14 protein-coding genes are annotated in these 12,972 nt (G+C 47.6%); 8 read left to right on the top strand and 6 right to left on the bottom strand.

Translation table 11 applies throughout. The annotated features are described in order from the left end of the window. Window positions 1-343: 343 nt before the first annotated feature. From HP567_RS28335 to HP567_RS28325, 3 genes are all read left to right on the top strand, one after another. Window positions 344-490: a hypothetical protein gene (locus HP567_RS28335; RefSeq protein WP_173611009.1), complete on the top strand. Its 147-nt coding sequence runs from the start codon at window positions 344-346 to the stop codon at window positions 488-490. Between the two features lie 101 nt (window positions 491-591). After that, the gene (locus tag HP567_RS28330; RefSeq protein WP_173611154.1) at window positions 592-1,164 is read left to right on the top strand and encodes a histidine phosphatase family protein; all 573 of its coding nucleotides are present in this window, start codon (window positions 592-594) and stop codon (window positions 1,162-1,164) included. A gap of 30 nt (window positions 1,165-1,194) precedes the next feature. Next, window positions 1,195-1,761, top strand: a complete 567-nt coding sequence (locus tag HP567_RS28325; protein ID WP_173611155.1) for an SMI1/KNR4 family protein — start codon at window positions 1,195-1,197, stop codon at window positions 1,759-1,761. Window positions 1,762-1,826: 65 nt separating this feature from the next. Here HP567_RS28325 and HP567_RS28320 read toward each other — a convergent pair whose 3' ends face one another. Next, a complete protein-coding gene (locus HP567_RS28320) occupies window positions 1,827-2,693 on the bottom strand; it encodes an RNA polymerase sigma-70 factor (protein ID WP_173611214.1) in 867 nt (288 codons plus the stop codon). A 46-nt stretch (window positions 2,694-2,739) separates the two neighbouring features. Further along, window positions 2,740-3,912, bottom strand: coding sequence for an NAD(P)/FAD-dependent oxidoreductase (locus HP567_RS28315; protein WP_173611156.1), 1,173 nt, complete (start codon window positions 3,910-3,912; stop codon window positions 2,740-2,742). A 143-nt stretch (window positions 3,913-4,055) separates the two neighbouring features. Between HP567_RS28315 and HP567_RS28310 the strand changes: the two genes are divergently transcribed. From HP567_RS28310 to HP567_RS28300, 3 genes are all read left to right on the top strand, one after another. Then, the gene (locus HP567_RS28310; protein ID WP_173611157.1) at window positions 4,056-4,796 is read left to right on the top strand and encodes a GNAT family N-acetyltransferase; all 741 of its coding nucleotides are present in this window, start codon (window positions 4,056-4,058) and stop codon (window positions 4,794-4,796) included. A 111-nt stretch (window positions 4,797-4,907) separates the two neighbouring features. Further along, window positions 4,908-5,474 carry a sigma-70 family RNA polymerase sigma factor gene (locus HP567_RS28305; RefSeq protein WP_370646716.1) on the top strand — a complete coding sequence of 189 codons (567 nt, stop codon included), beginning with the start codon at window positions 4,908-4,910 and terminating at the stop codon, window positions 5,472-5,474. After that, window positions 5,471-6,850: a hypothetical protein gene (locus HP567_RS28300; protein WP_173611159.1), complete on the top strand. Its 1,380-nt coding sequence runs from the start codon at window positions 5,471-5,473 to the stop codon at window positions 6,848-6,850. Before HP567_RS28305 ends, HP567_RS28300 begins: the two co-directional genes overlap by 4 nt. 84 nt (window positions 6,851-6,934) lie before the next feature. Here HP567_RS28300 and HP567_RS28295 read toward each other — a convergent pair whose 3' ends face one another. From HP567_RS28295 to HP567_RS28280, 4 genes are all read right to left on the bottom strand, one after another. After that, window positions 6,935-8,341 (bottom strand): ferrous iron transporter B, encoded by a 1,407-nt coding sequence (locus tag HP567_RS28295; protein ID WP_173611160.1) that lies wholly within the window; start codon window positions 8,339-8,341, stop codon window positions 6,935-6,937. Then, a complete protein-coding gene (locus tag HP567_RS28290) occupies window positions 8,319-9,050 on the bottom strand; it encodes a FeoB small GTPase domain-containing protein (RefSeq protein WP_173611161.1) in 732 nt (243 codons plus the stop codon). Before HP567_RS28290 ends, HP567_RS28295 begins: the two co-directional genes overlap by 23 nt. Next, entirely contained in the window at window positions 9,047-9,301 is a 255-nt protein-coding gene (locus tag HP567_RS28285) for a FeoA family protein (protein WP_173611162.1), read from the bottom strand. The genes HP567_RS28290 and HP567_RS28285 overlap by 4 nt, the downstream gene beginning before the upstream one ends. A gap of 223 nt (window positions 9,302-9,524) precedes the next feature. Further along, the gene (locus HP567_RS28280) at window positions 9,525-10,400 is read right to left on the bottom strand and encodes a dimethylarginine dimethylaminohydrolase family protein (RefSeq protein ID WP_173611163.1); all 876 of its coding nucleotides are present in this window, start codon (window positions 10,398-10,400) and stop codon (window positions 9,525-9,527) included. 187 nt (window positions 10,401-10,587) lie between these two features. On the opposite strand from HP567_RS28280, the gene HP567_RS28275 reads away from it, so the two are divergent. Beyond that, a complete protein-coding gene (locus tag HP567_RS28275; RefSeq protein WP_173611164.1) occupies window positions 10,588-11,331 on the top strand; it encodes an IclR family transcriptional regulator in 744 nt (247 codons plus the stop codon). 99 nt (window positions 11,332-11,430) lie between these two features. Next, window positions 11,431-12,960 carry a hypothetical protein gene (locus HP567_RS28270; protein ID WP_173611165.1) on the top strand — a complete coding sequence of 510 codons (1,530 nt, stop codon included), beginning with the start codon at window positions 11,431-11,433 and terminating at the stop codon, window positions 12,958-12,960. Window positions 12,961-12,972: the final 12 nt, after the last annotated feature.

Here is a 12,972-nt window from a genome sequence, read left to right as displayed (position 1 = left end):
GAGATGGTCACCGATTCATGCTTATCCCCTTTAGTCACATCGATTGTTTCGTCATGATTGTCAATCCACAAGTTCTCCAATTTTTCGAACAAACCCGGTGTGTTTTTCTCAACAACAAGGAAAAATGTTCACCGCCAAGCCCGTTGTTGTCCCTGGAAATTTTTTTGTACCGGAATACCCAAACTAGATCCTGATTCTGCTTGTGCTCCTGAGCACTCTTTAATTGATATCCTTCGGGAACCTGCAGCAGTTGCAACGCTGCTTGTAACGCTTTGCTGTAATCCTGCTATTTCACTTTTGGAACCAATAAACGGAAATTGCGATCACTGACTCGAAGGAATCGATGGAAAAAATCAACCTGTTGGCAGAGGCGATCACTGAGCAATCCCGCATTATTGCGGATAACAACCAACAGGTCGCGGCTATTTCCGAGCGAAATGTCGGCTTGACGGAGACGATGGAAGAGATCGTGCATCGGTTCAAAATCTAAGAGTGCCCCCTTTCTGGTCAAAACGGAAAGGGGTTTTTGTTGTAATATATTTGCAGGAAGGATGATGGGCGGAAAATAAAAAATTTCCACGGAGGGTATGTATGAAAACCTTTATTTACATGGTCAGGCACGGAGAATCACCAAAAAACGAAGGGGACGAAAGAACACGAGGACTGACTGAGAAAGGAAAGTCAGATGCCCGTATCATTACGCAATTGTTGAAAGATGAGGCGATAGATACGTTCATTTCAAGTCCGTATAAAAGAGCAATGGCAACCATAGAAGAATTAGCCCAATCCGTAGGGAAAGAGATCGTGGTTTTTGAAGAGCTGAGAGAACTCGTTTTTATCGGAAACAATCAGACCATGGCCGATAACGAGTTGTATCCATTAGTAAAGAAGATGTTTACTGAGCCAGACTTTTCTTTACCTGGAGGAGAGTCCATCACAATTTGCCGGAATCGTGTGGTAAGAACGTTCCGAAACATTTTAGAGCAATACAGAGAGCAGAAAGTTGTAATCGGAACACATGGTGCTGTTATGACATTAATGATGGGGTACTTTGACAGTCAGTACGACTTGGATTTTTTATGGACGACGTCCAAGCCTGATATTTACAAGATGGAGTTTCAGGATGAAGTACTCGTGGAAACGAAGCGATTATGGAAGAACTGACTTCCTATTAGGAAAAAGGAGGCTTACCATATGGAAATAAGAGAGTATATCAAGAATGGTTTTGAAGCTTACTACGCTCGATATAACCAAGTGACAGAAGAAGGTTTTTGCAGATGGATGCGGCCAGACGTCCCTGATGTCATGAAGGTAGCTGATGTCGATGAAGAATGGTCCAGATGGAAGCTGGTTCCTTCTAGCGTAAGTCAGGAGGATGTGGCTGCACTCGAAGGAGAATTTGGGTTGACATTTCCGGAGTGGTATAAAGCCTTCATTTCTACTTATCATCATTTTTTCGACGTCATTCCTGAACAAGGGATTGATGAACCATTCGATCGTATTCAGGATATGTACAATCCATTGCTTTGCAAGTTAGGCTACCTTCCTTTTTCATGGGATACAGAGTACGGAAAAATACGATGTATCGATTTGCAAGAAAGTCTGGATGAAGAGAAGTGTGGAATCTATGAAATTGACCATGAAATTTTGTTTGAAATGGATGAAGAAAATACGGATCGGAGCAAGCTGAAAGAGTCACTAGTCTTTTTGTACCCGAATTTCAAAACTTATTTTGACCACACTTTTTTGGAACGTTCATGACGCGAAATCAAACCCTCTTTCACGAAAATAGGAAAGAGGGTTTTGTGTTCTACGCTAAGAGCCGACTACGGCTCTATGAATCGTAACTTATCAGGATTTCTGACAAAGTAGAGGTTACGAATAACTCCGTGTTCAATATGCAAAAACACCACGGTGTCGATTCTGCCGTCCAGTCTGATTACAAATCCGGTCTGATCGTTTAAAGGTGCGAACTCTACAGCGAAATCTGGACGCTTCGATAAGCCCCGCATCAAGCCGAGTAAGAAGGATGCCACGCGTTTGCCAGATAAGATCGGATGCAGGGCTGCGGTGACCTTGCCGCCGCCGTCGGAGAGCAATACCGCATCTGTGGCAAGCAGAGTGAGCAATCTCTCGACATTTCCGTGCTCCAGCGCAGACAGAAAACGGCTGATCCATTCTTCGCCGAGCTCTTTGTCTGCGGTGAGATGAGATTCCTCTGGGTCAATCCCCATTTTCTTTTTAGCCCGACTCACGATCTTGCGGCAATTCGCTTCAGTTTTTCCAATCAGCTCAGCAATCTCGTCGTATTGGAAGTCAAAGGCTTCTCGCAAGACGAACACTGCTCGTTCCGGGGGAGACAGTCGCTCTAACAGGACGAGCATGGCGTAAGATAGCAAGTCTTTGGTAATGACAGAATCATAGCTGTCTGCATCAGGGGTAGAGATAGGCTCTGGCAGCCATGGCCCAGTATACAGCTCCCGTTTTTTGCGGGCTGATTTTAACAAATCGAGGCAGCGGTTTGTGGTCATTTTGCACAGGTAAGCCTTCGGTTCAAGCATCTGTTCCAGCGAGACATCATGGGCCTTCACGAATACGTCCTGCACGATATCCTCCGCATCTGTGGCCGAGCCAAGCATCTGATAGGCGAGGCGGAACATGAGCCCCTTATATTGTTTGTACAGAGCCTCCATGGTCTGTGTCACTTCCTCTTGTGTCTTCGTACTTCCCTCTTTTTTCCTATTTTATCATGCTGGCAATATTCCAGGTGAACTGGCGAAGCTTCCACGCCAATTTCCCTGTCAAAATGATATCCAGTCCCCATTTTCTCGTCCAAACCATTCCGCGTTCAGGGCCGAGTCCGACGCAGTACATGTCCATGTAGCTTTTGTGTGTGGGGGCAGGGGTTCCATCCAAGTCGGCCAGCACAATTTTGCCCAAACGTATTGCCTGACCGGAGGCTTCCTTACATGTCATCGTGTCTGCTTGCCCGCTGGTTGGATCTACGATGCGTGCACAATCGCCAATACTGTACACCCCAGGCGTTCCCGCTACACGATAGGATTCATCGACGACCACCTGTCCGTGCGTGGTCAGTGGCAGGCCCATGCTGCGCAAAGCTGGATTAGGCTGGAGTCCGAGCGACCAGACGCACAGCCCGACAGCAAGCGTGTGACCACTGTCTAGCGTCAGCACCCCGTCCCGCTCATGAAGGGCCTTTTGACCATGCAGAATGGTAACGCCGCCATCCGTGAGTGCACTCTCCAGCTTACGCCCCATTTTGGCAGGACCTTCCGTAAACAAACGACTTTGTGCGTTGACGAGATAGACCTTGACTTCATCAGGATGAATGCCCAAGTTCTTCGCTTCCTCGCGCATGGCAAAAGCCAGCTCCGCAGCGGTCTCCATCCCGCTGATGCCAGCTCCCGCAACGGCGAGCGTCAACAATCGCTCACGTTCGGATGGCTGCTTCACTTGGACAGCTTGGCGCATATTGGCAAGCCACTTATCCCGAGCTGCCTCGGCCGCCTCTACGCCCGTCAAAGCGATGCCGCCTTGTTCTGGCTCCGGTTGGCGAATGACGCTTCCTACTGCCAAGATGAGCATGTCGTAGGGTAACGCCTGTTCTTGGCTGTTTTTGTTCCGGAATAAGAGGGTTTTCTCCTTCCCTTTTATCGACGTGACTGCACCTTGCACAAATTCGACGCCCTCTGGAAACAGGTTTTTTAGCGGAATGGAAATATCCGTTTTGGCAGCAGCTGGTTTGAACAACAGGACTTTTCGAAGGTGATGAGGTTCTTTATCGATTAAGATGAAGCGGATCGGGTGTCCTTTGCATGTATCCCGAACGGCTTTTAGTGCGTGGATACCTGCGTACCCGCCTCCGACAATCACACATGTTTGCTCTTTCATACCAATCAGCTCCTCGCTTGGTTTGACCATATAACGAGAGAGGGGGTGATTGTGTGACACATCCCAAGAGGAAAATGTCGAAGAAAATCGAATAGGGAATAGATGGGAAGCTAGACATCTGCGTTTGTAGGAGGATTCCAAGCATGTCATACAACATCTACACTTTCGCGCAAAGATCAGATCTAAACGATCAAGCTGATGCACTAATTGAAGCAAGCTGGTCTGCCTTCATGCTGAATGACGAAGTGGCTAATGAATATTACAGTCATCTGTATGACTGGTTCTCTCCTTATCAATTTATGCTGACAGACGAGGCTGACAAAGTGATGGCTGTAGGAAATGCGATTCCATTTTATTGGGATGGCACTGCGGAAGGGCTGCCAAAAGGCTGGGATGATGTCTTTCTGCAAGGGATTGAAGACTACCGCCAAGAAATACAGCCTAACGCGTTATCGGCCCTCTCCATCTCCATCGATCCCCGCTATCGCGGACTCGGTCTGAGCAAGCAGATGGTTACGGCGATGAAGGATATCGCCAAGGAAAATAGCTTGGTGCACTTGGTGGCACCTGTACGTCCATCGCTCAAGCACAAGTACCCGCTCACGCCCATGGACAAGTATGTTCAGTGGAAAACAACCGATGACGCTCCGTTTGATCCGTGGGTGCGCACGCATTGGAAACTGGGAGCGACGATCATGCAGGTAGCGCCGGAATCCATGCTGATCAGAGGAAGTCTGACGGATTGGGAAAGCTGGACTGGGATGAAATTTCCCGAGTCTGGATCGTACATCATTCCTGACGCATTAGTTCCGGTGCAGGTCGACGTGGAAAAGGACGAAGTGGTATATATCGAGCCGAATATTTGGATGCAGCATTTTTTGTAGAGCGATAGCGAAGTAGCCGTTGTGGAAGCCACAGCGGTTTCTTTTTGTATTTTCTGTCACCTTTTTGCTGTGAGATGGATCATACCTAATAGCAAGCATTTAACGGATGAGGTGAACGGGTTGAACGAAGCAGAAACAATGCCAGCGAGTCTGGAGGTTACACGGGAAGCCAGACTGAAATGGCTGATGCAGCAATACGGGGAGAAGATTTTTCATCTGGTGAGTCTCACCGTAAAGAATCATGCCTTGGCGGACGATATTACCCAAAACGTGTTTATCCAAGCATATCGACATCTCGATCAGTTTCGCGGGGACGGAGAGATCAAGCATTGGCTCTACAAGATCGCGATGAATGAGAGCAAAAAGCATTTTCGGTCGTGGTCGTTCCGCAACATTTTTCCGACGATGGATGATCATTTGGGCGACCTGATGGATCGGCAGGCAAACAATCAGGTAGAGGAAGAGATTTTGAACCGGGTGAAGCGGGAAGAGATCGTCACATACATTCAATCCCTCGCACCGAAATACAGACAGGTTATCCTCCTGCATTATTACGAAGACCTGTCGATTGCGGAAGTGGCGGATATTCTCTCGGTTTCGCAGGAGGTCGTCCGTACACGGTTGCATCGAGCCAGGAAGCAATTGAAGGAAACCATGTCGAAGGAGGTAAAAGGATGAGCGACGATCGCATGTGGAGGGAATGGAGTCAATCAGCAAAGCAATCCGTTCGTGAAAAATATCCGTTTCATTTGGAAAAATTCGAGCAGGAAGTACTCACAAAAATTCAGCGTGAGAAGCGTCGCCGTCGTTGGCAGGTAACCTCCTGGGCAGCAGGAGTGGCAGTTGCTGCGACGTTGTTCTTCCAGATTGCACAGCCCTTTGATAGAAGCTTGTGGGGACTGACGGGGGCAGAGGAAGGTCAGGAAGCTTTTGAATGGATCACACCCGATGAAGGTTTCATGCATGCTTTGAAAAATGGCTATCCGATTTTGTCTGAGGTGAAATTGGAAAAGGACGGTTTTGTTTATCAAATCAGGGATGCTATGGTCGATCATAGACGGATTACGTTTACGCTGTTAATCTCCGGTGAAAAAATGGAGGAGATCGCGCGAATTCCGGACGAATCGACAAGAAGCGATATGCTTTATGGGAGTCTTCGTGTAGAGTTGGGGAAGCTGTCAGAAAGAGGTCATGGATCAAGGGATTTTCAAATGATCGATGGTGTGCATTATCTCATAATCAAGTCGGATTATCGAATTGACGAAAAAGAAATGCAGGCGCTGATGGGTCAGAGCAAGCCTGTCCTGCCAGTGCAAATCGTTGATATGCGAAAATCAGGAGATGATGTAGTGGTCGCTGAGCTGTTGCTGCCCCTGCCACAGTCTGTCACTGCAGCCGAAAAAGTAATCCAACCGGATTCAGATGTAAATGCGGTGCTTAAAACAGATGGTTTGGTGACGAGCTTACAAGTGAACCGAATGATAGCTTCGCCTACTGTGACAGAGATAGAGCTTGAGGCTAAGTTTGAGGATGGGTTTGTTCTACATCGATTAGAAAATATGAAATTGGTGGATAGAAGCGGGAAAGAGTATCAGGCGATAGACGACAAGGTGAATAAAAACGTGGAGCATGTGCAGGGGACAGATACCTATAGGGCGCAATTTATTCCGTCGCTGTTCTATGGGGCTCTCCCGGAAAAACTGGAGCTGCGATTTGATGAAGTGACGATGAAGCGATCCCTAAAGGATAACTTCGTGCTTGATATGAATGCCAAATATCCGCAAACGATTCCGTTTGGAAAAAAGAAACAGCTGGACATTGAAAAGGTAAATTACGACAAAGGCAAGCTGTCCATTGTCGTTCCAAACAAGGGACCAGAAGAAATTAACTTACGTGTAGAGGGTCAGGCTTACAAGGATATGATTGTGGCAGAGAATTTGGAAACTGTTTCCATTGTTTTCAGGGTACCGAAACAGGATACGTATACGGTAGAGATGGGCGGGCTAGAGTTTGAGAGAGTCAGATTGGATGGCGTGATACCTATTACAAAATAAAGTACGATTCCACTGGGAAAGTCACGAAAAAGCCTTTGCACGAACCAGGAGGTCTGGTTTTGTGCAAAGGCTTTTTGCTGTTTTTTACACCCAACCGAGTGCCCTTGCCACCTGGGCAGTCAAGAACGTTACTCCGATAGCAATGGCGAGCGGAATGAGTGCGGATAGTACTGTCCATTTCACACTTTTCGTTTCCTTGTAAATATTGAACAAGGTTGTGCCGCAAGGGTAATGAAGCAGAGAGAACAGCATCATGTTGAGTGCAGTCAACCAAGTCCACCCGTGCTGCAAGAAGACATCCTTGATATTGTCGATCCCTTCCACATCAACCATGGCACCGGAGGACATGTACCCCATCAGAAGGATCGGCAGCACGATTTCATTCGCAGGCAAACCGAGAATGAAAGCCATGAGAATATAGCCATCGAGCCCAATGATTTGCGCAAACGGATCAAAAAAGGCAGCCATATGGGCGAGGATACTGTCTCCACCGACATAGATATTACCCAATACCCAAGTGATGATACCGGCAGGGGCGGCCACAATGACAGCTCTTTTCAGCACGCTCCACGATTTATCCTTGCTTGCGATCAGGATCGTTTTCCATATCTGCGGACGGCGATAGGGGGGCAGCTCCAATGTATAGTGTGTCGGTACTCCGCGCAGAGCTGTTTTGGATAGTGTCCAGGAAACCGTAAGAGTGATAGCGATTCCAAAAATAACCATACCCATTACAATGAGAGCAGTAGTCAAAGATTGCCATCCACTTGTCGCGCTGGTCGCCATAAATAGCGAAGACAATAAAATCAATGTGGGCCAGCGACCATTGCACGGAACGAAATTGTTGGTCAGAATCGCCAGCATTCGCTCCCGAGGAGATTCGATGATTCGGGTTGATAGGATGGCAGCTGCGTTACAGCCAAACCCCATCGACATGGTCAATGCTTGTTTTCCGTGTCCGCCGGCATTTTTAAACAGACGATCCATGTTGAACGCAACACGCGGCAGATATCCGAAGTTTTCGAGCAGGGCAAAGACTGGGAAAAAGATAGCCATCGGAGGCAGCATGACGCTGACAACCCATGAGGTACCGCGAAAGAATCCGAGAACCAGAATGCCGTGCAGCCAATCTGGTGCGTGCACAGCTTGAAAGCCAGCAGTCAGATAACCCTCGACAACGCCGAACATGTCGGCAAGCATTCCAGATGGAACGTTGGCACCTGCGATTGTGATCCAAAATACCGCGCCTAAAATCGCCAGCATGATCGGGTAGCCCCATATTTTGGACGTCACAATTTTATCGAGCTTGTATGCGCTAGACAGCTTTTGCTTGTTTTCGTAGGTCACAGCTTCCTTGCAAATACTGCGACTGGTGCGGTAAATGTCACTTACAATCGTGTCCCGAATCTCACTTCCTTCTGCTGAGGCGCGGGCCACGGAAAGAAGCGCATCCAGTGGATCGGACGGATTAGTGGCAAATGGTTTGGCCATGGGTCAAGCGCTCCTCTCCGAAAGACTCAGCTGGCTCTTGCATTCGCTCCCGCAAGGTATTCAACAAACTCTCATCGCCATCCAGCAGCCTCAGAGCGATCCATCTTGTCGGAAAACGGCTACCCAAGGTTTTCTCAATGAGAGGCTCCAACTGTGCCAGCTTGGTTTCAATTTGTTCACTGTAAGTTATCTGTACAGGATTGGACACGATGGTTCCGTTTGCGACCTTCTCCACCTGATCGAGTAAATTCTCGATCCCGATTTGATTTCTGGCGGAAATGGCGATACAGGGAACGCCTAATCTTTGCGAGATTTTTTCCAGATCAATACGAATGCCAAGCCTTTTCGCTTCATCGATCAAATTGACGCATACGACAACGTGCGGAGTCATTTCCAACACCTGCAAGGCCAAATTGAGATTCCGTTCCAATGAAGTGGCATCCAGGACCACGATGGTGACGTCAGGCTGCTCGAAGATAATGTAATCTCTCGCCACTTCTTCATCCGCCGAGTTGGAATACAAGGAGTACGTACCTGGCAAATCGATGATCCGAAAAGTCGTATTTCCCCGAGTGAATTCTCCCTCAGCCATTACGACTGTCTTTCCTGCCCAGTTTCCTGTATGTTGGCGCAGTCCCGTCAATGTGTTGAATAATGTACTCTTACCGGTATTCGGATTTCCTGCCAACGCAATTGTGTATGAACTCATTTTTCGTCACTTCCTACGTACTCGCCGAATATGAGGGAGCTTTCTTCTTTGCGCAGGGCGATGATCGTGTTATTTACCCGAAAGGCAATGGGATCGCCTAGCGGACTTTTTTGCATGACTTCCACGATGTTGCCGGGGACGAATCCGAGATCCAGCAATCGCCTGCGCAGTATACCCTGAACGTCAATACGATCCAGACAGATGTGGCTTCCAATCAAGGCATTAGACAAAGGAATGCTGATAGATGGCATGATGTTCACTCTCCTTTTTCGTTAAGGACAAACTGTTGGCTTAGGGCAAAAATGAAGGTAAAAAAAAGTACGCGTAGTCGATATCTTCATGATTTTAGTTTAAGGTAAGATTCTTTCCTAGGCAACAAAGTTTTTGCTTAAGGAAACTTTTTGGTCATAGAAAACTGCACCGCCAATCGTTAATGGTATCTAACAATGGAGGTACAGTTCAGCTTGTTAACAGCTATATTCGTTCCACCGGGCTTGTCAGGCAAGTAGGTCCACCTGTTCCCTTATAAGAAATCTCCTCGCCCTCATACTCGTACACAGTCGCTCCTGCGTCGAGAAGGCGTTGCCTGGTAATCGGGTTGCCTGCCACGACCATGCACACACGCGGCGTAAGGGCGAGAACATTGCTGCCGAGATTATCGTACTCATGATCGGGTACCTCGATTAGCTGAATGCCTCTATCAATGAGCAGTTGACGGAAAAATACAGGCATCAGCTTGGAGTAGACCACTGCCAAATCATGATCGACCATGCTGATAATCGACATCAGATGCAAACATTCCGCAGGGCCGCGATCATACGGAAGCTGTACCACGATGATTTCGTCCGTGAAATCCTTGACCATTTCCGTAATTTGAGCGATAGCCGCTTTGTTCGTCCGGAAGCCAAGGCCAATCGCGAGTGTTTTTTCATCCAGCCAGACGAGATCGCCGCCATCTGACAAGGCATCGCCTGTGAGCTGTCCCAGGATCGGAATATTGTTTTCGTCTAAAAAAGCTTTGTATACTTCTGCTTCTCCCTGACGGAGCTCTTTACCAGATTTGAGGATGATTGCCCCTTTGGAAGTAAATTTCACCGGATCATGGGCGTAAATGGAATCCAGTCCGGTTTTATCGGATTGTGGCAAGTGCAGGACATTTTCCACATGCTCGCGCAAAATCGATTCGAATTTGGCGTATTCATGCAGAGCGCGGTCCCAGTCAGGGCGGTCTGTATAGTTGAAGGTTTTCCACGATTGATCGAGATGTTCTTGACTGATAAATGCTTGATGGGGATGCTTGATGATGACTGTTTTCATCTTTTTGACCATGGATTGGCTGCCTTGGAACATAGTTGCCTCCCTTTTTCCACATTGCAGAATATTATTCATATTTCGAAATGTTCATTATTAGTTTACACATTCTGATTTCTGACTGTCAATCTGTGATTCCTTGGAGTTTTTTTGCGATTCACAAAATTAGAGCAAATGGTTTAACATAGTTTCATATGAGAAGATAGATAGAAAAGGGGGGATGACCGTGATTCAATCGTTTGATCGAGCAATGGCGATTGCAACGGCACTTTCGTCGGATGAACATAGAAAATGGTGGACGATCAATGATTTAGCGAAGGAATGCCAGCTCCCGGTCAGCACCATTTATCGACTGTTGTACACGTTGATGAACCATGGACTGGTAGAGCAGGATGCTGCGACCAAGCAATATACGTTGGGGATAAAATGGATGGAGTTCGGCTTGCGCGTGCTTGATCGGATCGATTATCGGAAGGTGATCAAGCCGATGATCGAGGAGCTCGCCAGAGAAGTGAACGAAAGTGTTTATTTCAGTCAGCCTAGCGGACTCGAATCCATTGTCGTTGATCGCGTAGACAGTCAGCACAATATCCGCATCTACGACCAGTTGGGCTTGCGGATTCCGATGCATATCGGTGCGGCCAATAAAGTCGTGCTGGCCCACATGCCTGTGGAGGAAGCACGACAAACCGTAGTGCAGCTAGTGGGTGAAGAGCAGGTGCCTGCTTTTATGGAGAAGCTTCAGGAGATCAGGGCAGCTGGTCATGCGGTCAGCTTTGCGGAGCGGACGGAAAATACGGCGTCTGTCGCAGCACCGGTGATTGATTACACCCAAAAGGTAATCGGGGCGTTAAGCATTGGAATTGTTACGTATGATTTGAAGGAGGAACGACTCCAGTATTTGATTGAACGGGTAAAGGATGTCGCTCTCAAAACCTCGCAACGGCTAGGCGGCCTGTCAAAGGCTTGACTGGCCTTTTTTTATTTTGATTTCCTTGTAACATTTCCCTTTTGCTTCCGACTATTGGGCTAAGAACGTAAAAAAGAGGAAGCCAGGAGGAAATTCAAAATGAAACCATACGCAACCAAAAAGCTGATGATCACAGTAGGAGCTGCTGCTTTGCTCTTCTCAAGCCCATTGTGGATTACGCAACCACAAGTATCTGTACAAGCCGCGGCAGTCAAATCGACACAACCCCAATTGAGCAAAGCAGCCCAAAAAACCGTAGACAGGCTGAACAAACACTACCCGGAATTAAAAAATGCGGAAAAAACCATTTCGCGTAACAATCAGGAGCGAGATGTTTTCCACATCCAATTCCGCATCTTCAGCAACAAGGAGCGGACGGAAGTATCCCTGTATGCGGATGCCAAAATCGATGCAAACAACGGTATGCTGTTATTCTTCTCTGCACACGACATTCCCAAAAAGAAACCGACTGCACGTCCTACGGAAGCGATGGGAAAAGAAAAAGCGCCGAGTATTCTGAAGGATTTCATCGGTGACGCCATCAAGCAATACCAAATAGACGAGGTAACAGTTGATGGTGAGGGTGCAGAGGCCGTGGCAAATGTGCGTTTCGTTCGGGTTGTGAATCAGATTCCGGTAAAAGACGATCTTTACATAGTAGGGATCAATGGAGTAGGCGAGCTAGACTATATAAACGCAGGAAACACAACAGGATTGCAGATGGACGCAAGTAAATTCGCCGCTCCGTCAGGGGTTAGGAATCCAGACGAATTCGGCAAACAATTAGAAGACATGCTCCACCTTCGCTATGAGCAAAAAGCAAGAGACATAAGCGCTGGCTTCCGCCCAGTCTACAGCCTGAATTTTTCCGGATATCTGGATGCACGATCAGGAGCCGAGGTAGAGTCCGGATGGACCAAGAAAAATAAGTACGGGAAACCAATCCCGATAACGCCTGGCAACCAGCGGGTCTTCGCCAAAACAAATGAGGAGATAGCCACCGCACTCTCCACTTTTATTCCATTGCCTGAAGGAATTGAGTTTAAAATAACCAAAGGTGTGCCAGTTCTCGAAGGGGAAAAGGAGTATGATGCCGTGGTTGGAAACAAAAAGTTCTCAGTGAGGACAGTGAATGACCAGATTGCGTACTTCCATGTAGTTGAAAACCCACCAAAGCAGAAAGTGATTACAGAGGCAGCTGCCGAGGAAAAAGCAGTGGTGTTTCTGCAACCGTTTGTAGACGCAGAGGTAACGGAGCTAGTACCACAAATGGAGCTGGTACCACAAATGAATAACAGAGAAGCAGGCAAGCAAACGTTTCTATTTTCCCCTGTACACCAAGGGATTATGGTTGAGGGACAGGGCTATTCAGTAAAAGTTGACATGCATACGGGAGACATTGTATCCGCCAGTTTACCAATAACTACTGGTAAATTATCCTATGATGATGCCTCAAATGTCGTAGGGCCCGAGCAAGCCGTACAAGCATTGTTGAAAGCTAATCCGCTTACACTGCGCTACGTGTTTCCTTCCCTTAACGGACGGTACCAGGGAACACCTGTCCTTGTTTATGAGCCGAAAGAAAGAAACGGAAAGGTTGACGCGGTTACAGGTCAATTTATCAAGTAGGGAGCAGGGAGA

Origin of the sequence: Brevibacillus sp. M2.1A, assembly GCF_013284355.2 — a bacterium.
In the GTDB taxonomy this organism is placed as follows: domain Bacteria; phylum Bacillota; class Bacilli; order Brevibacillales; family Brevibacillaceae; genus Brevibacillus.
Note: the sequence above shows the minus strand (reverse complement) of the source record. Positions and strands in the feature narration are given on the sequence as shown.

Coding starts and splice junctions, on each gene's coding strand:
- HP567_RS28335 (WP_173611009.1), top strand. CDS start 344: ATGGAAAAAATCAACCTGTTGGCAGAGGCGATCACTGAGCAATCCCGC.
- HP567_RS28330 (WP_173611154.1), top strand. CDS start 592: ATGAAAACCTTTATTTACATGGTCAGGCACGGAGAATCACCAAAAAAC.
- HP567_RS28325 (WP_173611155.1), top strand. CDS start 1,195: ATGGAAATAAGAGAGTATATCAAGAATGGTTTTGAAGCTTACTACGCT.
- HP567_RS28320 (WP_173611214.1), bottom strand. CDS start 2,693: ATGGAGGCTCTGTACAAACAATATAAGGGGCTCATGTTCCGCCTCGCC.
- HP567_RS28315 (WP_173611156.1), bottom strand. CDS start 3,912: ATGAAAGAGCAAACATGTGTGATTGTCGGAGGCGGGTACGCAGGTATC.
- HP567_RS28310 (WP_173611157.1), top strand. CDS start 4,056: ATGTCATACAACATCTACACTTTCGCGCAAAGATCAGATCTAAACGAT.
- HP567_RS28300 (WP_173611159.1), top strand. CDS start 5,471: ATGAGCGACGATCGCATGTGGAGGGAATGGAGTCAATCAGCAAAGCAA.
- HP567_RS28295 (WP_173611160.1), bottom strand. CDS start 8,341: ATGGCCAAACCATTTGCCACTAATCCGTCCGATCCACTGGATGCGCTT.
- HP567_RS28290 (WP_173611161.1), bottom strand. CDS start 9,050: ATGAGTTCATACACAATTGCGTTGGCAGGAAATCCGAATACCGGTAAG.
- HP567_RS28285 (WP_173611162.1), bottom strand. CDS start 9,301: ATGCCATCTATCAGCATTCCTTTGTCTAATGCCTTGATTGGAAGCCAC.
- HP567_RS28280 (WP_173611163.1), bottom strand. CDS start 10,400: ATGTTCCAAGGCAGCCAATCCATGGTCAAAAAGATGAAAACAGTCATC.
- HP567_RS28270 (WP_173611165.1), top strand. CDS start 11,431: ATGAAACCATACGCAACCAAAAAGCTGATGATCACAGTAGGAGCTGCT.